Here is a 22,251-nt window from a genome sequence, read left to right on the forward strand (position 1 = left end):
ATACTTATATTTAAAAAGAAAAGTCAAATCAGACCTTTTTGAGCCTGAACCATTAACCAGTTCATAAACTTAGATGATTTTAATGATAAAATGTCATTTACTACCTGATGAAATTCTGGATAATCTTTTTTATATTTACTAGAAACACAAAGCCAAACTTGCTTACCAGTGGCGCGGATTCCCATTAATTTCAATTCGTCTGCTTTCATCTGGCAGGTATCCTCAATAACCTTTTCAATATACTTCCGTTCTTCTTCACTTAACTCTTGTGGCTCGTCATCTAAACTTACCTGATCGTCAGCTATTTTTTCTTCCAATAACCTTTCCTGTTCATTAAACTCATTCATTCAGAAATCCCCCCTACGTTTATTAACCTAAAAACATCCCACTCAGTATAGCAACAATAACTCCAGCAAATATGACTCCAGCTGCTATCGCTGCGAATGCCATCTTTATTGGTATTCTAAACAAAATCGCTGCTAGACAAGCTGTCCAAGCACCTGTTGTTGGCAATGGAACTGCTGTGAAAAAGATTAGTCCAATAGCTCCGTATTTCTGTACGCGGTCACTTTTTCGCATAGTTCGGTTATATAGCCAGTTATAAAAGCTTTGATACCACTTAAATCGTAGCATAATGTTAGAAATCGGCTGAAAGAAGTAAAGAATCGGCAAAATCGGTAATAGATTACCAATTATGCTTAAATACCACGCTTTAAACACTGGCAATCCAAGTTCAACACCAACTGGTATGGCACCGCGCAGTTCAATTACTGGCATTGCAGCAATAATAATAACAATTAGCTCTGTTGGAAGTGTCGAAAGAAAGTCTACAATTATATAAATGTACTCTTTCATGAACTCTTTCATTATATCACCTTTTAACCTTTAGATAATTCTATCGCTTTTATATACAGGGCCGCCTCTAAACGGGCTTTCGTAATTTCACAGGCAGCTACATACGGTTTAGTCAAATCTTTATTAAATGCATATGCATTAGCATGACAGCCACCAGCGCACATAAATCGTGCCCAGCATGTTTTACATAATTCTTTAGCATAGATATTAGTATTCTTAAACTCTGCAACTAACTCTGGACTCTGAATCCCTTCTTCCTGCTTAACATTACCCATTAAAAATTCGCTCATCCCAACGAATTGGTGGCAGGGATAAATATCCCCCTCTGGTGTAACAGCTACATAATGATGTCCCGCCCCACAGCCTGAAAGGCGTTTTGCAACACAGGGCCCTTTATCTAGGTCAACTTGGAAATGGAAGAATGAAAACTCCTTCGCGGTCCCTTGACTACTAATATATTCCTCAGCTAAGAGCTCATATTCTTTTTTTATTCGCTCTACATGCTCTTCTGTTAAAGCATATGACAAGTTCTCTGGAGCTACCACTGGCTCAACAGAAACGTATTGAAAACCTAGGTCACGCATATGCTTAACGTCTTCAGCAAAGTCAAGATTTTCACTCGTATATGTTCCACGCAGATAATAATTGTCATGGTCTCTACCGTCAACTGTCTTTTGCAGGTTAGGGACGATAACGTCATATGAGCTTTTCCCGTCTAGGGTGTGTCGCATTGAGTCATTTATTTCTTTCCTACCATCAAGACTCAAAACTAAGCTTATCTGCTCATTATTCAAATATTCCCGTATACCGTCAGTAAGTAACAGGCCATTGGTAGTAAGTGTTAGCTTAATAACTTTACCATATAGCATTGCTTGCTTCTTCGAATATTCAACAAGCTGCTTAACAATATCAAAATTCATTAGTGGCTCGCCGCCAAAGAAATCAATTTCAAGGTGTTTTCGGCCCTTGGAGCTTTTAATTAAAAAATCTATTGCTGCCATCCCAGTTTCTAAATCTAACATTGTCCTCGTTCCACCAAAATGGCCACTTGATGCAAAACAATAATTACAGCGCAAATTACAATCATGTGCTACATGTAAACACATTGCCTTAATTATAGTATCATCACCAAATAATGAACCTTCTGGTATTGCTTCATCAGAAAACAAAATTTTGTCCTTATGCAGTTTAACAATATCATCTATGGTCTCTCTTATTTCACTTATTCCTTCAGTAAAACCTTGGTCTTTCAAAGTTAATACAATCTCATCTATAGAAAATTGCTGCTGGCTATATAACTCTAAGGCTCTATAGCTCAATAGATCTAGCTCTAACAAAGTATTGCTGCACACATCAAAGGCGAGAAATTTATCTTTATATCTAAATTGGTGCACTAAGTGCTTCATGGTAACCTCCAAAATAACAATTCTTAATTAACCAAAAAAAGAGACCCTTTATTGATGGGTCTTAACTTATTTTTTATCTTTTTGCAAACACACTTGATTACCAACAGTCATTGATGTTTTACAAGCTGATTGGCAAGACGTCTGACATTCACCACAGGCGCCTGAATGTATAGAATCCTGTAAGGAATTCTTACTTAAAATTTTAATATGCTTCATCTGTTTCCCTCCTACTAATATGTAACATTTTTAGTATAGCATAGAGTTTTTTGTCAGTAAACAAAAAGCATACCAAATCAGTTTCAAGAATATGATGTACAAACTGTCGAAACTGAAGCGGGGTATTTTCTATGAAGCAAACATTTATAAAAGGGACAATTATTCTCATTGCTGCCAGCTTAATAGCTAGAGTACTCGGCTTTGTTTATAGAATCTTTCTATCCCGAATAATTGGCGCTGAAGGAATGGGATTATTCCAGCTAGCGTTTCCTATCCTCGTATTTATCCTAACTATTGTTACAGCCGGGTTGCCCATTGCCATATCAAAGCTCGTTGCGGAAGCAGTGGTAATAAATGCCAAAAGACGAATAAGACGAATTCTATACCTATCTATTATTTTTGTCTTAACTTTAAGTGCGATATTTACTATTTTATTAATAATCTACGCGCCTTATATATCTAAAACATTTCTACAGGACGAACGCTCCTATTATGCACTAATAGCCATGGCTCCTATTATTACCATTGCCGCCCTTTCTTCTATATTGCGCGGATATTTTCAAGGTCTACAGAATATGAATCCAACGGCAGTTTCACAGGTCTTTGAACAAATATTTCGACTATCAGCAGTTATATATTTTGCTAGCCTCTGGATGCCTATGGGTGTAGAATACGCTGCGGCAGGAGCTATGGTTGGGATGGTATGTGGTGAATTGATGGGTTTTATAGTACTACTTGTTTATTATTTCAAATATAAGAATAAACCATTTCAGTCAACCTTTAGTGTTCCAAGTCAGAAGCAATCACGGCGACAAATATTATATAGCATAGCACAAACAGCAGTGCCAGTTACCTTTAGCCGTGCGATTGGATCTTTAACTTATGCTTTAGAGCCTATTATTATTGCAAAAAGCTTAGCCCTCGCTGGCATAGCAACCTATAGCGCAACGGCTTATTATGGTCAGCTTGCTGGTATGGTTATCCCATTATTAATATTCCCTACAGTTTTTACATACTCGTTATCGATCACATTGATACCGTCTATCTCAGAGGCTAACGCGTTAGAACACAAAAAGACAATTGCTACTCGTGTTAGGCAATCGATACACTTTACATTAATCATTGGTGTTTATTTTACAGTACTTTTATTTACGCAAGCGGAGCTATTAGGTAGTGTCTTATATAATCAGCCACAAATAAAACATTCCTTACAAATTCTTGCTCCATTCGCCATCTTTTTGTACCTACAATCACCATTGGCAGGAATATTACAAGGACTTGGTAAAGCTAATGAAACAATGTATAACTCATTAATAGGCGCAATAGTCAAACTTGCTGGCATATATATTTTAGCAACTAGACCACTCTTAAATATCAATGGTGCTGTAATTGCAATTGGTATTGGTATTATAACTGTAACTTTGTTACATATCCGAAGCACACGTAAGTATTACCCACTTACCTATCCTGCAAAAGACATGCTCAAATTTTTGTTCATGGCAGGTGTTATATTTATTAGTTCACAAGCAATTTCAAGGTATTTTTCATACATCGAAGAGTGGGCTTTACTCGTTATTATTATAAGCATCAGTTCTATTATGTACTTAATTATGCTTTTTGGATTCAAGCTAATTACTTTAGACGATTTTGTCCGCTTCCGATTAATAAAACGTCGTTAATAATCTTTGCCATCAACAAACAAATTACCATTCTCGTCAATACTTGCGAAATATACATCTTTAATTTCTTTAAACCCAGCCTCTTGCAGCTTGTTTTTTAACCAGAAACGATTCTGGTTGATGCGTTGAAGGTTTTCTTCTTTGACTTTACAGTCTGAAACTAGGATTAACGGCAACCCTTTAAAGCGGACTTCAGTCTTAATTGTGTTAGAATCTTTTAATAAGCTCATCATATCGCCGATTTCCATATTTAACATATCATCCTGTTTGCTTCGAATAACCCTAACCTGTTCATTTTGACCAGAGCCGCTAGAGGTCTCTTTAGGAAAAACAGTCAGCTTACCAGATGGCTCTAAAATTGCATACTCTACTTCAGCGACGTTTTTAATCTGTTTTTCATGTAATTGCATAATTAAGTCGTTAACATCGTAACGTTGTTTTTTCATTTCTGCATCGTTAATTTTACCGTTCTGTATTATTAAAGAAGGCTCTCCATCAATCAGATTACGTACATTCTCTTTTTTCATACTGATATATGATAAAAGCATTTGTAATAACATGACCATCGTAATTGGAATTATAATTCCTAGTAATTGTTTATCCGTGTCCTCTATTCCAACAGCCGCTAATTCAGCAATCATGATAAAGACGACTAAGTCAAAAATTGATAACTTAGCGACCTCCCTTTTTCCCATAACCCTCATTATTATCAATATAAAAAAGTATATGAAAAAAGTTCTATATACACTGACAAATAAATCCTCCATAATATAAAAACCTCCACTGCATTAGCTATAGGTATTTTGACCGACAAAATGAACCTATATGCAATAGAGGTCTATCCACTTTATGTTATATTCCCACAATACAGTATATGTACTATATACTGCCAAGTGCAACTTCTTTTAGGGCTTGATAATCCTTGATATATATACGATGACGATCTACTATTAATATTTCCTTTTGGACCATATCCGATAAAATCCGACTAATTGTTTCTCTTGACGTCCCAACGTAATCTGCTAGCTCCTGCTGTGTTAATTTTGCTTTTATCAGCAGACCTTTTTCCTCTTCAATACCATGATCCCTGGCAAGTTTAAATAATCGACTAGCTAAACGGCTATATGTATCCTTAAATGATAGGTTAATTATCTGTCTGTAAGCTTGGCGGAGCTTTAAATTCATAACTTCTAGGAGCATTGTTGCACATTCGTGGTCTTCGTCTATAATCTTTTTAAAGGTATTCAAGCGTATTTGAAAAAGTAATGCCTTTTCAATTGTCTTTGCTGAATGTGGATTTACGCCATTTTCAAATAATGCTTGCTCACCAAACATTTCATTTTCACGTATTATATGTAAAATCTTTTCCCTTCCAGTACTACTTACTTTAGTAATTTTCACCCTTCCACTAACCACTATATAGATGTGATTCGAGGGTTCTCCTTCAGAATATACTAACTCATCGGCACGATAATCTTTTATTGTGATATTATTCGCAATTTCCTCAAGTGTTTGATCACTAAGTTTGTAAAAAATCGGAATCTCTCTTAATTGCTCCAGCACAGCTATCAGCTCCCTATCCATTTTTCATACAGATAGTTTACCAAAAAAGCTTCATAATTACTACTGATATGATTCACAATTTTTTTATAATAGCTCCTGCATTATAATATCTCATGTATTGATAAGTTTTTTTCAAATCGCAGGTCGATATACTTTGATTCCGCACCTTTTCCAATTTTAATAATCGGATAAATTGGGTCATCTCGATTTATAAAAACAACTTTCCCAGATTGACCATTTGACATTTTACAAAATCTACCGCTATATTTTCCCATCATACCATCAATGAATGTAAGTACAGTTTTAGCATCCAAACATGTAAATGCTTCTTTTCTAAGAGCTTTTAATGCCTCAGTATGATTAATTCGTTTTTTATCTGGTTGATCTGTTGTCAGGTTGTGATAGCGGTCTGCTACAGCTACAATATGGGCAAATGGATGAATTAGGTTTCCTTTTATCCGTTCAGGATATCCACTTCCATCTATCCGTTCATGATGCTGAAGGATGGCTTTTAGCATCCCTGAGTCGTGAAATCCACAAAATTTAACAATATCATGACTAAACCTTACATGCCGCTCTAATATCTCTTGTTGTCTTCCAGTTAACGAGTTGGGTTTGCTTAGTAGCTCTTTATCAATTTTTGTTTTACCTATGTCATGCAAAATACCAGCTAGCCCAACGTTTTTTATATCTTTATCATCAAGCTTTAGCCATGCCGCCAGCATTACTGAATAAATACCAACAGCCAAGGAATGTTTATAAAGATAATCATCAAATGCTTGGACCTGTCTAAGGATATCTATAATTTCTCCCGTAGAAATTGTAGATTGTAGTAAATCCTGCAGCTCTTGCTCATGATTTTTTATTGATACTGGCTTCCGATTCGCAAGCATGCCCATAATCGTATCTAAGGTTTGATATGCTTTTTCTATAACTTCCTTATGATTATCGTTAACATAAATGTTGTTGCTCTCATCAAGCCCAAGCTGGGCTTGAATACTTACCGTAAATATACCTAAAGCTATTAATTTTTCTATTAGCTCGGCCGTAAGGATTGTCCCTTCTGATAGTACAAGTTTACCACTTTCCGTAAAAACGTCTTCACCTAGTATGCTCCCATCTTCGCATAGATCAACAGGTATTAATACATATTTGTGTTGTTTACTTAGCATACTCTCACCCCTCACACAAAATCATATTACCTAATTTTACTATTCTGTTACTATTATTGTATTCGTTGCTGTTTGTTATTGATATGTGCTTAAGGATTCATTTTTCTTCATGACTAAAGATATATAATAAAAGCCCTAGGACTACTTTATACCTAAGGCAGAATTACGAAGTATAAATAAATAGTCGCCATTACTAATGAGATAATTGTAATCGGCAGACCAATTTTCAGAAATCCTAAGTAAGTAATTTCTCTTCCTTCCCTCATTGCCATACCAGCTACTATAACATTAGCTGATGCTCCAATTAACGAACCATTACCACCTAAGCAAGCACCTAAAGCTAACGCCCACCATAGTGGTTCAATATCGGTTAATCCACCCAGCTCACCTATTGTCTGGATTAATGGAATCATTGTAGCCACAAAAGGAATATTATCAATCGTAGCTGAGAAAATACCAGACATCCAAATTAGGAGAATTGCTGTCCGCTCCAAATCGCCCTGGGTATAATCAATGGCTAATAGTGCTAATTGCTTAATTAGTCCGATTTCAACTAATGTACCTACAAGCATAAATAACCCTACGAAAAAGAATATTGTGACCCATTCTATTTTGTTAAAGATATCATGTACTTCATGGTCATCGATACCTATACACATAAGTATTACTGCTCCTGCCATTGCTATAGTTGCAGCTTCTAGCCCTAGCGTATGATGAAAGACAAAGCCTGTTATTGTAATTAACAAAACACTAATAGACTTTATTAGCAAAGGAATATTCTTTAAATATTTCCTTTCATCTATCCTGGTGATTTGAAGCTTTTGACTATCTGGTATCTGTAATTTATTTCTATAAATCAACCAAATGATGGTCATTGTAACTATGTAGATCAATAAACTTATAGGGCCTAAATTTATTATAAAAGAATTAAAATCTAAATTAGCTGCTGGCCCAATCATAATATTTGGCGGATCACCAATTAGTGTTGCAGTACCTCCTATATTTGACGCAATTATCTCAGTGATTAGAAATGGTATTGGGTCAATCTTTAATATCCGCGTAATGGATAAAGTAACTGGTACGATTAATAGTACCGTCGTAACATTGTCTAATAACGCAGAAAATATCGCTGTCAAAGTTGCAAGTGATAACAATATATACACGGGTTCGCCACGAGCAAGCTTGGCTGCCTTTATTGCTATATACGAGAACAGACCTGTTTGCTGCGTAATCCCAACAATAATCATCATTCCCATGAGCAGCCCTATTGTACCCCATTCTATATGCTTCAGTACACTATCCTGCTCAACTATCCCTAAGATAATCATAAGTACTGCACCCATTAGAGCTGTAACCGCGCGATTAAGTTTTTCTGTGATAATTAGCGCATAAGTAAGTAAAAATATAATAATTGCTATATGTACCTGGAGTCCCCCAAAATCCAGAATTGAAAGCATATCTGCACTCCCTTCTAATCTATATAACTAATAAGTTAAGACCATAATGATGAAAGCTAGATAAAATAAACCGTTAAAAATTAGGATTCCAGGCGTCAATTGCTTTTTCAGTGAGATTTGGGCATACAGCACAAAACCTGCGACTAAAGTTAATAATCCAGTTATTAATACAATCCCTTCTAGCTGCCACGGACTTAATGCAATTCCAATAGCAGGAATTAAAGAGCTCTGAAACACCATAGCCCCAGTAATGTTGCCTAGCGCTAACGTATCCTTACCTTGCCTAATCCAGATAACACTATTAAACTTCTCCGGCAGTTCAGTAGCTATAGGAATAATCAACGTCGCTAGGACAAAATAGGAAATACCTAATAATAACGCTCCTTTTTCAATAGCATCTACGAATAGATGTCCACCAGTAATGATAATTGCGAGTGCGAAGATAACCTGGAAAAAGACTATAATTGTTAGTGGGTTTCTTTGTCTCTTAGCAAAAATCAGAGGTGGCACTTCATGGTTGGCAACCGACTCCCCTGATCTAACTGTGCGATAAACATAATAAATATAGAGGGCTACTAATAAGATAGCGATGCCATATTTAAAGCCTTGATGTGGCACAACTCCAGCAAGCATTGCAAACATATATACAAAAACAAAAAATCGTAAATCTCTAGCCATGATTTCTGTATTTAAGTTTAGACGGGCGCTTTTTCTTTTCTTTAAAAATATATATACAGATATGCCCGCAACAAACATAGCGATTGTACTTAACATAAAAGGTGCACCTAAGATAGCTCCCGTTCCTATCTCTACTGCAGCCTGACCGCTATATGACCACAGAGCAATAATTGGAATAATTGCTTCTGGCATTGCAGTACCCACGGCAGCCAAAACACTACCAACTGCACCTTCAGATAAATTCAGCTTTTTCCCTAACCACTCAATACCGTTCGTAAATAATTCAGCCCCAGCTAATATAAGTGCCAACGCAAAAGCAAATTCCAGTATCATCATCTGTTCTCGTCCCCCTTCGATACATACATATGAATAAAATCAACAAAAAAAACCACTTGTCATGAATTTTTCATAGCAAGTGGTTTTTGCAATAATTTTTATCATATTTTTTGGACAGCATCATAGTTTGTATTAATAGACAAGTGCATTATATTTTAGGAGGTTTTAGTATATGGCTATTAAAAACCCCATTTTTGTTGGTTTTACTTGGGCGTTTATGACTTCTATTAGCTTATTATTAGTCCTTATTATATTAGTTCAGTTTACAAGCTTACCAGAGTCATCTTTACCAACATTAACATATGCCATCCATATCGTTAGCATACTTATTGGAGCACTTAAAGCAGGCTTTCGTTCATCCCAAAAAGGCTGGTATGCAGGCGCATTGACAGGGTTTATTTATATGTTACTGATTGTTTTGTTTGGTAGTATGTTATTCTCAAGTATCACCTTAAGCGTTGAGTCATTAATCCAAGTTGTTATTGGCATATCGATTGGAGCAGTTGGCGGAATTGTCGGAGTCAACTTTAATGCTCGCTAACAGAGTTTTTGTTATAATACTCTTATTAACTAGCTAGTGAGGGGTATTATAATGATCTTCCTAATTGACTTTGACAAAACAATTAGCAAACAATGCAGCTGCACAACTATGATAGAAAAATTCAAAATCTCATGCACAGATGAAATTGAAGAACAATGGGAAATCGGAGCCTTATCTACCCCAGCAGCAACAAAAGAGATTTTAAAAGTGCTGCGCATGACAGAGCCAGAATTAATTGAAACAATTAATTCTGTGGAAATAGATTCTAGCTTTATACAATTTATTAAATTTTGTAAGCAAAATGATTATGAGTATGCTATTGTTAGTGATGGATTTTTCTTATTAATAACAACTATTTTAAGTAAATACATTGATCAGCCAATTAAAATATTTGCTAATCAGCTAGTGTGTTGTGACTCTCGGTGGACAGCACACTTTCCCTATCATTCAGACGAATCACCTAATTTAGGTGTTTGTAAAAGCCAAATTGTTAAACAATATCAACAACAGTCAAATCAACCTGTCGCCTTTATCGGTGATGGCTATACCGATTACCAAGCTTCTGAGGTAGCTGACATTGTCTTTGCTAAGGATAAGCTCTCTGTTTACTGCCAAGAGCATGGTATCCCCTATATTCCATATAATGACTTCAATGATATAATTACTTATGTCAAAAACAATACAATCTAAAGCAAAAGGTATAGCACCTTATTAATGGATGCTATACCTTTTATATTAGTCTTCGTTTTTACGTATTAGTCTTCACTTTTTACGTACGATGCTGCTGAGCGCTCAAACTTTAATTTAGTATTTTCAGCAACTTTTACAACCATAGACTCTTCGTCTAATTCAACGATTGTCCCATGCATTCCACCTAAAGTAACAATCTTGTCCCCTTTTTTCAACGCATCAAGCATTGCATTACGTTCCTTCTGTCTCTTTTGTTGAGGACGAATTAACAAGAAGTAAAAGATTGCAAACATCACTATAAGAGGTAATAATCCAATTAATGTCTCCATATGTATAGCCTCCTTTCAGAAAATATAATATTATAACATTCTTATACTATCAATAAAAATTTTTAAAAGCTACTGCCTAATAGCATAAAAATGTTTTTGAAAGTCTCCCAATCTGTCTTCTAAAATAGCTTGTCTGACTTGTTTCATCATGTTTATTAGGTAATATAAATTATGATAGGTTGTCAAACGCATTCCAAAAATTTCATTGCATTTAATTAAGTGTCTAATATATGCTCTCGTATAATTCCTACATACATAGCAAGCACAGTCGCTATCTATTGGTTGAAAATCTCTTGCATATTGCGCGTTCCTGATTACTAATTTGCCTTTACTAGTAAATACTGTTCCATTACGTGCAATCCTTGTAGGTAGAACACAATCAAACATATCAATACCCCTGATTACACCCTCTACTAGATTCTCTGGGGCACCAACTCCCATTAAATATCTTGCTTTATCTTTAGGAAGCTCAGGAGTAGTATATTCTAGCACTTCATACATGATATCAGCTTCTTCACCAACACTCAAGCCACCAATAGCGTAACCTGGGAAGTCGAGATCAACTAGCTGCTTAGCACTCTCTATTCTTAAGTCTTTATACATGCCACCTTGTACAATTCCAAACAGCGCCTGCTTGTCAGTATTTCTATGGGCATCTAGACAACGTTTTGCCCAACGGGTTGTACGTTCTAAGGAATCCTTGACATATTCATAGTCTGCTGGATATGGCGGACATTCATCGAAGGCCATAATGATATCTGCGCCCAATGCATTTTGAATCTCAGTTGCCTTTTCTGGACTTAGGAATAACTTTTCGCCATTTAAGTGAGAACGGAACTCTACACCCTCTTCTTTAATCTTACGCAAGTTACTTAAACTAAATACCTGAAATCCACCACTATCAGTTAAAATTGCTTGGTCCCAATTCATAAATTTATGTAAGCCACCAGCTTCTTTAACGATATCGTGTCCTGGACGCAGGAACAAATGATAGGTATTACTTAATATAATACCTGCGCCAATCTCCTTAAGCTCTTCTGGACTCATAGCTTTCACCGTTGCAAGTGTGCCTACTGGCATAAACATCGGTGTTTCAAATGAACCATTTGGTGTATGAATAATACCAGCCCTTGCCCCAGTCTGTTTACAAGTCTTTACTAATTCATATGTTACGGCCATTCTTACCCGCTCCTTTCATAAGTAGCATAGCGTCCCCAAAGCTAAAAAATCTATATCTTTCACTAACAGCGTGTTCATATGCCTTTAATATCAAATCTTGGTTTGCAAATGCTGACACCAGCATGATTAAAGTTGACTTTGGTAAATGAAAATTTGTCAATAGTCCATCGACAACCTTGAACTTATAGCCAGGATATATAAAAATATCTGTCCAGCCCGATGTTTCAGTTACTATACCATCGAACTGTCCTACTGTTTCAAGCACCCGAGTACTAGTTGTACCAACGGATATAACCCTCCCTCCAGAGGCTTTGGTTCGGTTAATTATATCTGCTGTGTCTTTGGATATTTCGTAATATTCAGAGTGCATTACATGTTCCTCGACATCATCTACCTGTACGGGACGAAAAGTTCCTAATCCTACATGCAAGGTCACGTATGCAATATTAACCCCTTTATCCTGCAAACTATCAAGCATTTCCTTAGTAAAATGTAACCCAGCTGTAGGAGCGGCTACCGAACCACGATATTTCGAGTAAACTGTTTGATAGCGCTCCTTGTCTTCAAGCTGCTCAGTTATGTACGGAGGTAACGGCATGCTTCCAAGTTCATCTAAAATCTCGTTAAAAATCCCATTGTACTGAAAATGTACAATTCGCCCCCCCGCTGGGGTTATGTCAATTATTTCTGCCTTTAAGCTCCCGTTTCCAAACTCAAACACACGACCAACCTTTGCTTTCTTTCCTGGCTTAACCAGTATCTCCCAACGGTCATCTTCTAATGGTTTAAGCAATAGAAATTCAATCTTACTGCCCGTATCTATACTTCTACCTAATAATCTAGCAGGAATAACCCTGGTGTCATTAAGCACCAGGGTATCTCCCGATTTTATAGAATCGTATAAATCTGCAAACTGTTTATCGTATATCTTATTTGCTTCTGTATCCACTACCATTAATCTCGAACCAGCTCTATCAGATAACGGTGACTGTGCGATTAATTCTTCTGGTAGATAAAAATCAAAATCTTGTACTTTCACTTTACTTCTCCGTTCTTAAATTTATAGCTATATATTTCTAATCTTTTACTCAATCGGAGTTAAGTATACATCATTAGAGTAATAATAGTACAGGATATCTTTATAATTATACTTCAAATTGTCCGATGAATCACGAGCTATTGCCATACCATAGGCACCCCATTGAGAAAGACCAAATCCATGACCAAAACCATAGCCATTAAATACATACTCTTGTCTTTTCGAAGCAACTCTAAGCTCATCCTTTTGATTAATAATTACAAATTCATTTGAGCTACCATTCACTGTAGCAGGCATACTACCAGTAGTAGACGACGAGCCTATAACATATAAACTAGCAGGAGTATCTGACTGAGGATAATCTACTTTATTGCCATTAGCACCGAGTATAGTATATTCGCCTCGGGCTTCAATCTCAAACCTAGTACTTCTCAAGCTTGACCCATCGCGGAACAACGACCTATGGGCGTCTGGGCTTGATACAGTTACGACATTACCATTTGCTCGAACCTGCATTACCCTGCCTGAGTCACCCCTTTGTGTAACCTTCAACGATAGTACTGGTGCATTAATCATTGGATTTGTTGAACGTTGATTCGCATTAATCATATCTCTAATTTGAACAGCCGTATAAGGACCCCTACTCCATTTGTAAGCATTGTTTTCATGTAATTCCTCAATAATAACAACTTTATCTCCAGTATTAACCCTTGTCAAAGATGTATGATAAATATCAGCGTTAGCACGAACATTTACATTTGTACCTTCTATAACTGCATGCTCTAGACCTATTTGATTAAATTCACCGGTAGGATTAACAAAGTTAGAATGTATATATCCAAAGGTGCCATCCTGTAGCATTACATGATACCATTTTGATACTCGATCTAATACTGCCGCATCATAAGGACTTTCCTTTGCCGTTAAATAAGAAATCCCATTACCCCAAACCTCAGTACCTTCCGCAGTCATTCCCCCTGAATTAGAAGAGTAAAAGGTTTGTACTAATCTGCCATCGTTTGTTCTTAATAATTGTCCTCTTGTTGCATCTACCGCTTGGTTTGTATCAGCGGCTTCCATTGAGTACCCCCAGTATGCTTGATCCTTGACATCATCTACAACATGGGCAATTGACCAGCCACTCCTACCTAATGCGAATGTTCTAGCGATAACAGCTTGAGCCTTCAGGGCTTCCATAGGCCAACCACTTGCCATCTCTCTTGGTACAACACCATATAAATATTCATCCATAGGCAAGATATTAACTACTGCCAGTTTATGATTAAGAGTTGATAGCTCAATATTACCACGATAAGTACGGTTAAAGCGTTCATTAACCTTTACTACTGGGACGCTATTACCAGACATCGCCTTTATGTTTAATTTCGTCCGACTCTGAGGAATAATTCCAATATTAATCCTATTTCCATTAACAACTGCCTGTTTTAGCAATATATAGTCTGTGCTTTTTGGAAATATAAACTCTCTTCCAGGAAAAGCACTCGTCAATTCTTGTCGCAAATTATGCTGAGCTACTTCACTTACTTCATTGCCTACTAACACTTTATATCTTACGTTTTTATTATTATTTGCAATCTCACCGTTGTTATTGCTCCCATTGGATTCTACATTTCCGTTAGATTCTACATTTCCGTTAGATTCTACGTCTCCATTGGATTCTATATCCCCATTAGGCTCCGCATCTACAACAGAGTCTACAGTTCCATTAGAGTCAGCAGTTCCATTGACTCCACTATTCTCAGTTGGCACAATTGCTATGTAAGCTACAAATCCAACTTTTCTAAAATCATTAATTAGTGCTAAGGCAGATTCTTTCTCTATGAAAGATCCAGCCTGAACACGATATCCAGCTTTTACAGTTGGGGTATAGTTTGTCTCATTACTAATTTTTGCTCGAATTGAATCTGCATCACTAAAGCTAAAATAATAGCCTACAACTACTTGATAGCGAGTCTGACCTAGTAAACTCTCTTCAATAATTAGAGATTTATAATTACTAGCTTGTAAATTAGCATCAATAGATTTAGCTTCATCTAGATTATTAGTCTCTGCCACTAATACATAATGCTGATTTAAATGAAATATCATCTCCTCCGTAGGAGCAGCATTAATCATAACCTCTCCCGACGCAAGCTCTTGAATTTCTAGCCCAGTAGGAGAAGATAATGTTACATAGGGTACATCCTCACGATGACTTCCTTCATCAAAAAGCAAACCTACCCTAATTATACGGTCATGTACAGTTTCTCCTGCCTCTACCAAAGTAGCCTGCCACGAACTAATTAATAGACTCATAACTAGAATACAAGTTATTATAAAATGTTTTCTATTCCCCATGATGTCAATCTCCCCATTTTTCTGTTTTTGTATAGAATTGTTTTTAATCACACTTCACTATCTGTCACCATTCGACAAAGCTGCCAGGTAATCCTGCTCTTTTAAATAATCTATCGGTACTGCTAAGCCTAGTATTATTTCTGTACCACTGCGCTCAACTATGCCAGCATTAGCAAATACTACCGCTACTACATCACCTTTGTGGTTAAATACTGGACTGCCGCTGCTGCCTTGCAAAATTGGACTTTCAATAACTAACACTGGCCTATCCCAATCCCTTATATTAGATAATCCGATTGCTTGTCCTTCTTTAATAATTTGTGTCAAACCTAATGGATTCCCTATAACTATCATTCTCTGGGTTGTATCAATTTCAAATACTGAAGAAAGATTAGCAACTGGTAAATCTCGTCCATCAATATCCACTATTGCTAAATCAATGTCAGGATATTCTGCCACCACTTGACCCTTATACATAGGTCCACTGTCAAAGGTAATAAACAAAGAGCCAGCATTCTCAACCACATGATAATTAGTTACAATCAATCCATCAGCAGCAATATTAAAGCCCGTAGCTTTACTACTCTGCGTATTTATGGTAACAACAGGCTTCATCCATTCACGGACAACTGGGTCTCTTTCTAGCTCCCTTGACTTTGTCAATAAATCTAGTGACGGAAGTTGAAAAACACGTGCCCATGGACCTAAAATCATTACAATGGCAAAAACTATTACCGTGACCACAAGAAAACGAATCATAAATCTTCGTCGCTCATGTAGTTCCTCGTATTCTTTTTCATAATATTCCTTATATGAATCTCGTTCTAAATTCCTATCATACTCAATATCACAGTAATGCAACGCCTGGTCTTCATCTATAATTGTTTTACGCTCTTTCCATTTACCAGAGGGAATTAAGCGTTTATTTTCAGTAATTGGCTGATTATAAATATACACATAGGCCTGTACAATACCTTGTTCTGTGTATACGTCTTGGATCACTCGCAGGTACTCATTTTCTTTTGGGTCGATATTCGGACTATAACCTTCTAGCCCATCTATATTTATTAATTCGTGTGCTGTTAGCTGATAAAGTTCACCATAGACCTTATGATTTTTATCTGCCACCATTCCTGGATAACCCATGCAAGTATCATATAGCATGCCAAACGTCCAAGAATTGCTAGCAATTTTTTTTGCGTTTGCTATATAGTGATGGTTACTCTCTCCCTCTAACAGTGTTCCATATACAAACACGAGTTGATTTGTATTGTCGATGTTGTCCACCTCGCAAAAACATATTTACTAGATTACATTTTACCTTTAATCTATAAGCTTTATTTGCTCTTCAAATACATAGCCACCAGAGTATTCCAAAACTAGGTATAACCTTTGTAAATCTTCAGTTGGTATATCGTGCAAATAAAAATATCTATGTGCGCTGCCATATCTATCAGTTTCTGAAGGTAGCTCAAATTCCCATTGTGCTAAAGCTTCATTTGTAACGCTGCGATTCTCTAAATACGCTCTTTCTATCTTATACTCAACTGTTTGGTAACCAAATCGGTCTAAATACATATTCGCACTCAAAACATTTCTATGTTCTCTAATAATCAAATTCTTATAACCAAATAACTTATATTGTAAATCTCTCATTTCAAAACGCCCTGCATCACTCGTCAGCATTCTCTGTCCATCATCTAACGAAACGTAATACTGCATAATAGAATTTTCTGTAAATGCTACCGTTTTTGCTTCTTCCATAACTTCTTCCTGATAATTCGACGTGCCACGCGAACCGTTATTGAGGATTCGTGATATATATATATCTACGATTGGTTCTTTAGGCACATCAATTTCTATATTAACTGAAAAATATCCGTTAGCAATTTCATCTGCTTTGATTTGAGTAAAAGACTGATCATTGCCAAATGAATAGTTAAAGTAAACTTCATCAGCCTCAGTATATTCTTTAAGCTGCCAGCTAACGATTGCAACAGTTTCCCCAGAGTCTAGGGTTTCAAATTGAAAATCTGGATTGGTCCACCAGTTAGCATCTTCACGCATCTGTTGGACTGTATAGCGAATGTTCGATACTTCATGAGACACATCGCTTTGGATATTCTGTACTTGATTTTGTAAGTTCCTAATTTGTGTTTCTAAGCCTCTAGTATTGTTCCATGTAAATAACTGCAAGGCCATTACCGTTACTAGTAAAATAATTATCCTTTTGTCGTTCATATATGCAAGCCCCCTTCTAGTGTTAACGACAAATTATTTGCTAAGTCATTTTTTCAATCGAACTGGCATTGTTTCCTGTTCAAGATATCTCAAATATGCCAAAGCGTCCTCGAACGACTCTCCACACATTTCTTCCGAAGGCTTTAAGTCGTTACATACTTTTGGTCTCTCAGGCAGATTGAATATTTTACACTTCTTATCTATTGTTAAGTGCGGACATCGCACCCCCGCTTCTTTACCTTCTGGCAGACCAGGCATAGGAGAAGATATAGTTATTGCTATGCAGCAAGCGCCACAGTTTTCTCTACAGTCCAAGTTTCATTACCCCTATCTTAAACTAATATACTACTAATCTTTTTTGTTATCTGCTGCCAAATCTTGCTTTTTAGAATTATTCATTAGCAATAAAACCTTCGCTATAACAGCGAGTATTGGTAGTTCTAACAAAGGCCCTATGATTAAAGCAAGTGCCACCAATGGTTGATCTGGAAATGCAACTACTGCAATACCTAATGCAACTGGAGAATTACGCGCCAAAGTAGTAAAGTTTAAGCTAACTATATCTGCACGAGCAAGGTACATTGCTCTACCAACAAATTGACCAATTGTAAAGTTAATAATAAAGAATAAGAGAATCGGTATTATCATTAAGAGTAAAATTTCTACATTTTCTAGCAACTGATAACCTTGAGATGCAAACATTGCTGCAATTGCTAATGACAGAAAAATAATGTTTGTTTTGCTAAAAAAAGGAATTAGCTTATCTTCTAAAATATCGCTTTTGTTTTTTGCATGTAAAAGCTTACGTGTAATGTTCGCAGATAATAATGGTATCAGCAAAACAATTACTATACTCTTTATCAAATCAGTATAAACAATGCCACCCATTACCCCTGTAAAGATATATAAATATACTGGCAGTAGTATCAGCTGTAATATGAAGTTTATCGGTAAAATAGCTAATGACTGATTAACATTGCCCTTAGCGATTCCCGTAAAAATTACATACCAATCCGTGCACGGAGTCACCATTAACATGATAAATCCGAGCCATAGATATGGATGATCAGATAAAAACATTGCTCCGAGTAACCAAGCTAGGAGCGGTGTCCACAGGAAATTAATAGCTAAGCTAACTTTTACAAACTTAGAGTTTGTGAACCCTTGCCTTACATCGCTTAAGGAAATTGATAGAAACATCCCATAAAATAATAAAAAAAGTGCAGGTACTATTAGATGCTGAGAAAAGTATGTAATCACCTCTAATTGTCCTAACAATAAACCAACTACAACCGCGAGTAGTATAATAAGTGTTTGGTATTTTTCGATAAAACTCATGAGCCAGTATATCCTTTCAACTGATAAACATTATTATTCAACAGTTTACTATACTGAGCATGTTTTTACCATACAAAAGCGCTCAAGCAAACTATCGCACTCGAGCGCTTTTAACTATATTTAAAATTCTTAATTACTCATCCACTGGTTCGAAGTCTGATTTTGGCACGCCACATAGCGGACATAACCACTCATCAGGAACATCCTCGAAAGCCGTTCCAGGTGCAACCCCGTTATCAGGGTCCCCTTCTGCTGGATCATAAATATAACCACATATTTCACACTCATACTTTTTCATTTTCCAGTTCAACTCCTTCGTTCAATATCTATAATTATATTATTCTTCTTAATTTTACCACATCACAAAATATTTTACTCAGTAATTGCGTGTTTAATAAATATAGTTTTTTCATTTGCTAAGTCAATGTCTTTTAATTCCGTATCATCTAAATTTAAATCTCCTTCTTTACTAGATGCGCTAAATACTCTCACCACAGGTCTTGAAGGTAAACCTTTATGCTGTTTAACGACAACTCCTATATCTCCGTTAGTGAGTGTTACCCAGCTACCAGTAGGATATATAGAAACCGATTTCAGGAACACGTTTATGATATTTAAATCAAATTTACTATTAGCTTCGGCCATAATTTTTTCGCATGCTTCGTATGGTTTCAAGTCTTCCCTAGCTAGCAGAGTATCAAAATAATCAGCAACAGCAACAATTTTTGCAAATAACGGTATTTCATCACCTTTTACTCCCCTAGGATAACCGCTACCATCAACATGTTCATGGTGCTGAAGAGCTATATGAGCTGTAACGATATTGAAATCGTATTTTTTTCTTAAAATATTAAAACCTTGGACAGGGTGATCATTTTCTGGTATATCAGGTAGGCTTTTACCAATGTCGTGCAGAAGCGAGCCAATTGCTAGTTCCGCTAATTGTATATTGCTAACTTTCAAGTGTATACCCATGAGCACAGATATCATGCAGGTGTTTAGAGAATGTACGAATAACTTATTATCCTTTGTACGAATATCAGTTAAATTTACTAATATATTGTTATTTTGCATAATCTCAGAAACTATATTGTCCGTTGTTTTTTTAAATGAATTGATGTCAAAATCCTTCCCTGCTTGTACTCTCTCTACCGCAATCGATAAATTGCTCATTGCTTCTCTGCGAGTTTCTTCTGATACTAAGTCTTTCACTTCAATATCATTAAATCGTTCATCTTTTATGTAGATTGCACTAACACCAATTTCTTTCAAGCGACTAATTAATCCCACCGATAAAACAACACCGCTTCTTAATAAAACGTTGCCATCCTTTGTGTACAGATTACGCCCTAGGACTTGCCCGTATCTTACATTATCTATCGTAGTATAAATCATATGAAAACACATCCAATGTAATATTCTTATTCAAAAAAAGTACGATAGCTAAGCTTCCGTACTTTTCATGTTAATTTTATAGAATAATACTCGTAAAAAAAATAGGCTTTTTTACTTAAATACTTTAGTTTGAATTGCATTTTGACTTATTATCATTAATTCCTTTCTAATTTCCTTATCCAGACATATTGGTGGGTATTCTACAACTTTTTGTTCTTGATCAAACATTTTACCCGTAATTCCAGCTACTTCAGGGGAAATTGCTAAGTACACACCAGTCTTTGCTCCTTGCTCAGCAGAAATACTTCTGCGATTCATTATAGGTGCAACAAGTTTCATCATAAATGTTTCGCCATTCCATATGTTAGTTGCTACACGCCCTGGATAAGCCGCGTTGACAGTAACACCTGTATCTTTTAATTCCTCAGCTAAGTCGATGGTAAAATGTATTTGTGCCAGCTTAGATGCCGAATATGCTTTGAACCCATGGGTTTTACTCGAAAACATGTTCGAATTTAATTTGATTTTACCATAAAACGCTGACTTAGAAGTTATATTGATAATAAGGGCATTTGGAGTTTTAGTAATCGTCGGAAGCAGCATCCTAGTCAATACTATAGGGCCCAAATAGTTCACACCCATAGTCATTTCAAAACCATCCTTAGTGGTTGCTAGTTTATCACAGAAAACACCAGCATTATTAATTAAAACATCTAGTTGATTATACTTAGCAGTGAAATTCTGAGCAAAGCTACTAATTGATGCAAAGGATGACATATCAATCTCTAGGATTTCAATATCAGCTTCTGAGTATTCTTTAAGAATCTTCTCTTTGACTTGATTAGCTTTATCTAGATTCCTGCAAGCCATAATTAGTTTATGACCTTTCATTGCAAGCTGTTTTGTCATCTCTAATCCTATGCCACTTGTAGCTCCCGTAATTACTATTGTCTTTCCCGCCAAAATACCCCACTCCTATGGAACTTAATTTTCTTTCAATTTAAATTCTGCTTTATCTGCTATGCTAATTCCAAGTCTGTAATCTGTCAAATTCACTTCTGATGATATGTTTTTCTGAAAAACAAGCTTATCTCCATCTATATTAAATACATACTTATACAACCCATCATGTGTCATCATTGTTAACATTTTCTCCTCTATAGTATAAACACCAACTGGTAAATAACTATTTAACGGATCATAACTGAAAGAAATATCGTTCCCAGAAATGGTAACCTGCGGAGATATAGCTGCCTCTGAATCTGTTTTTTCAAGTATATAGTTTCCGTCTTTTATAGTTGTTATAGCACTATTTGAATTACAAGCTGTCAAAAATAACAAAAATAATACCATTATCAAACTAACAGATGCTCTCATTTGCTTCGATTCTCCTCTGAAATTCATATATTAGAATAGTGTATCCTAGCTCCAAATGGTATGAGACCAAGCTGCGCAAACTTAAAATGCTGCAGTCCAAATGGTATACCTATAATTGTTAGGCATAACAGTACGCCTATTATAAGATGAGCTAGAGCTAGTTCCCATCCTAAAAAAATTAACCATATTATATTTAAAAGTAATCCACCTGCTCCAAAGTGGCCAAGCTCTATTTCTTTTCCAAATGGCCACAGCACAAATGTTGCAATCTTAAAACATTGAATGCCAAAGGGTATCCCAATAATCGTTATACACAAAATCAGCCCTGCTATAGACCATAAGATAAATGCTATTAACCCGCCAAATACTAGCCATATAATATTACCAACAAAACTCATTGTC

The 22,251-nt window shown here is 36.1% G+C and carries 25 protein-coding genes; 3 read left to right on the forward strand and 22 right to left on the reverse strand.

Features of this window, described 5'->3' with window-relative positions; all coding sequences use genetic code 11:
• Positions 1–23: 23 nt before the first annotated feature.
• The 4 genes from BHF68_RS15170 to scfA form a co-directional block, all read right to left on the reverse strand.
• Positions 24–347, reverse strand: coding sequence for a post-transcriptional regulator (locus tag BHF68_RS15170; RefSeq protein WP_084019401.1), 324 nt, complete (start codon positions 345–347; stop codon positions 24–26).
• Between the two features lie 22 nt (positions 348–369).
• A complete protein-coding gene (locus BHF68_RS11730) occupies positions 370–867 on the reverse strand; it encodes a COG2426 family protein (protein ID WP_245669671.1) in 498 nt (165 codons plus the stop codon).
• Between the two features lie 11 nt (positions 868–878).
• Entirely contained in the window at positions 879–2,261 is a 1,383-nt protein-coding gene (gene scfB / locus BHF68_RS11735) for a thioether cross-link-forming SCIFF peptide maturase (RefSeq protein ID WP_069643842.1), read from the reverse strand.
• A gap of 66 nt (positions 2,262–2,327) precedes the next feature.
• Positions 2,328–2,477 carry a six-cysteine ranthipeptide SCIFF gene (gene scfA / locus BHF68_RS11740; protein ID WP_069643843.1) on the reverse strand — a complete coding sequence of 50 codons (150 nt, stop codon included), beginning with the start codon at positions 2,475–2,477 and terminating at the stop codon, positions 2,328–2,330.
• 131 nt (positions 2,478–2,608) lie between these two features.
• Between scfA and spoVB the strand changes: the two genes are divergently transcribed.
• Positions 2,609–4,156: a stage V sporulation protein B gene (spoVB, locus tag BHF68_RS11745; protein WP_069643844.1), complete on the forward strand. Its 1,548-nt coding sequence runs from the start codon at positions 2,609–2,611 to the stop codon at positions 4,154–4,156.
• Here spoVB and BHF68_RS11750 read toward each other — a convergent pair.
• From BHF68_RS11750 to BHF68_RS11770, 5 genes are all read right to left on the reverse strand, one after another.
• Positions 4,153–4,923 (reverse strand): YetF domain-containing protein, encoded by a 771-nt coding sequence (locus tag BHF68_RS11750; protein WP_069643845.1) that lies wholly within the window; start codon positions 4,921–4,923, stop codon positions 4,153–4,155. The two genes, spoVB and BHF68_RS11750, sit on opposite strands and share 4 nt — an antisense overlap.
• Positions 4,924–5,035: 112 nt before the next feature.
• The gene (locus tag BHF68_RS11755; protein ID WP_176719931.1) at positions 5,036–5,719 is read right to left on the reverse strand and encodes a Crp/Fnr family transcriptional regulator; all 684 of its coding nucleotides are present in this window, start codon (positions 5,717–5,719) and stop codon (positions 5,036–5,038) included.
• Between the two features lie 101 nt (positions 5,720–5,820).
• Positions 5,821–6,891 carry an HD-GYP domain-containing protein gene (locus tag BHF68_RS11760; RefSeq protein ID WP_069643847.1) on the reverse strand — a complete coding sequence of 357 codons (1,071 nt, stop codon included), beginning with the start codon at positions 6,889–6,891 and terminating at the stop codon, positions 5,821–5,823.
• A 152-nt stretch (positions 6,892–7,043) separates the two neighbouring features.
• Positions 7,044–8,348, reverse strand: coding sequence for an ArsB/NhaD family transporter (locus tag BHF68_RS11765; RefSeq protein ID WP_069643848.1), 1,305 nt, complete (start codon positions 8,346–8,348; stop codon positions 7,044–7,046).
• Between the two features lie 27 nt (positions 8,349–8,375).
• The gene (locus BHF68_RS11770) at positions 8,376–9,362 is read right to left on the reverse strand and encodes a sodium:calcium antiporter (RefSeq protein WP_069643849.1); all 987 of its coding nucleotides are present in this window, start codon (positions 9,360–9,362) and stop codon (positions 8,376–8,378) included.
• A 172-nt stretch (positions 9,363–9,534) separates the two neighbouring features.
• Between BHF68_RS11770 and BHF68_RS11775 the strand changes: the two genes are divergently transcribed.
• Positions 9,535–9,903 carry a TIGR04086 family membrane protein gene (locus tag BHF68_RS11775; protein WP_069643850.1) on the forward strand — a complete coding sequence of 123 codons (369 nt, stop codon included), beginning with the start codon at positions 9,535–9,537 and terminating at the stop codon, positions 9,901–9,903.
• Between the two features lie 51 nt (positions 9,904–9,954).
• A complete protein-coding gene (locus BHF68_RS11780; RefSeq protein ID WP_069643851.1) occupies positions 9,955–10,593 on the forward strand; it encodes an MtnX-like HAD-IB family phosphatase in 639 nt (212 codons plus the stop codon).
• A 65-nt stretch (positions 10,594–10,658) separates the two neighbouring features.
• Here BHF68_RS11780 and yajC read toward each other — a convergent pair whose 3' ends face one another.
• From yajC to BHF68_RS11845, 13 genes are all read right to left on the reverse strand, one after another.
• Positions 10,659–10,922: a preprotein translocase subunit YajC gene (gene yajC, locus BHF68_RS11785; protein ID WP_069643852.1), complete on the reverse strand. Its 264-nt coding sequence runs from the start codon at positions 10,920–10,922 to the stop codon at positions 10,659–10,661.
• 69 nt (positions 10,923–10,991) lie between these two features.
• Positions 10,992–12,101 carry a tRNA guanosine(34) transglycosylase Tgt gene (gene tgt / locus BHF68_RS11790; protein WP_069643853.1) on the reverse strand — a complete coding sequence of 370 codons (1,110 nt, stop codon included), beginning with the start codon at positions 12,099–12,101 and terminating at the stop codon, positions 10,992–10,994.
• Positions 12,085–13,140, reverse strand: coding sequence for a tRNA preQ1(34) S-adenosylmethionine ribosyltransferase-isomerase QueA (gene queA, locus BHF68_RS11795; RefSeq protein ID WP_069643854.1), 1,056 nt, complete (start codon positions 13,138–13,140; stop codon positions 12,085–12,087). The genes tgt and queA overlap by 17 nt, the downstream gene beginning before the upstream one ends.
• Before the next feature lie 45 nt (positions 13,141–13,185).
• The gene (locus tag BHF68_RS11800) at positions 13,186–15,498 is read right to left on the reverse strand and encodes a SpoIID/LytB domain-containing protein (protein ID WP_069643855.1); all 2,313 of its coding nucleotides are present in this window, start codon (positions 15,496–15,498) and stop codon (positions 13,186–13,188) included.
• A 57-nt stretch (positions 15,499–15,555) separates the two neighbouring features.
• Positions 15,556–16,785 carry a trypsin-like peptidase domain-containing protein gene (locus tag BHF68_RS11805; RefSeq protein WP_084019402.1) on the reverse strand — a complete coding sequence of 410 codons (1,230 nt, stop codon included), beginning with the start codon at positions 16,783–16,785 and terminating at the stop codon, positions 15,556–15,558.
• 36 nt (positions 16,786–16,821) lie between these two features.
• Positions 16,822–17,739, reverse strand: a complete 918-nt coding sequence (locus tag BHF68_RS11810) for a hypothetical protein (protein WP_069643857.1) — start codon at positions 17,737–17,739, stop codon at positions 16,822–16,824.
• Between the two features lie 45 nt (positions 17,740–17,784).
• Positions 17,785–18,054, reverse strand: coding sequence for a YkgJ family cysteine cluster protein (locus BHF68_RS11815; protein ID WP_069643858.1), 270 nt, complete (start codon positions 18,052–18,054; stop codon positions 17,785–17,787).
• Between the two features lie 33 nt (positions 18,055–18,087).
• On the reverse strand, positions 18,088–19,077 hold the full coding sequence (locus tag BHF68_RS11820) for an arsenic resistance protein (RefSeq protein ID WP_069643859.1): 990 nt from the start codon (positions 19,075–19,077) through the stop codon (positions 18,088–18,090).
• 133 nt (positions 19,078–19,210) lie between these two features.
• Complete coding sequence (rd, locus tag BHF68_RS11825) at positions 19,211–19,375, reverse strand: rubredoxin (RefSeq protein WP_069643860.1); 165 nt, start codon at positions 19,373–19,375, stop codon at positions 19,211–19,213.
• 74 nt (positions 19,376–19,449) lie between these two features.
• Positions 19,450–20,472, reverse strand: a complete 1,023-nt coding sequence (locus BHF68_RS11830; protein ID WP_069643861.1) for an HD-GYP domain-containing protein — start codon at positions 20,470–20,472, stop codon at positions 19,450–19,452.
• A 111-nt stretch (positions 20,473–20,583) separates the two neighbouring features.
• A complete protein-coding gene (locus BHF68_RS11835) occupies positions 20,584–21,435 on the reverse strand; it encodes an SDR family NAD(P)-dependent oxidoreductase (protein WP_069643862.1) in 852 nt (283 codons plus the stop codon).
• A 21-nt stretch (positions 21,436–21,456) separates the two neighbouring features.
• Complete coding sequence (locus tag BHF68_RS11840; protein ID WP_069643863.1) at positions 21,457–21,849, reverse strand: hypothetical protein; 393 nt, start codon at positions 21,847–21,849, stop codon at positions 21,457–21,459.
• Positions 21,850–21,872: 23 nt separating this feature from the next.
• Entirely contained in the window at positions 21,873–22,247 is a 375-nt protein-coding gene (locus BHF68_RS11845; RefSeq protein ID WP_069643864.1) for a YccF domain-containing protein, read from the reverse strand.
• Positions 22,248–22,251 lie beyond the last annotated feature (4 nt).

Source organism: Desulfuribacillus alkaliarsenatis, from assembly GCF_001730225.1.
Classification (GTDB): domain Bacteria; phylum Bacillota; class Bacilli; order Desulfuribacillales; family Desulfuribacillaceae; genus Desulfuribacillus; species Desulfuribacillus alkaliarsenatis.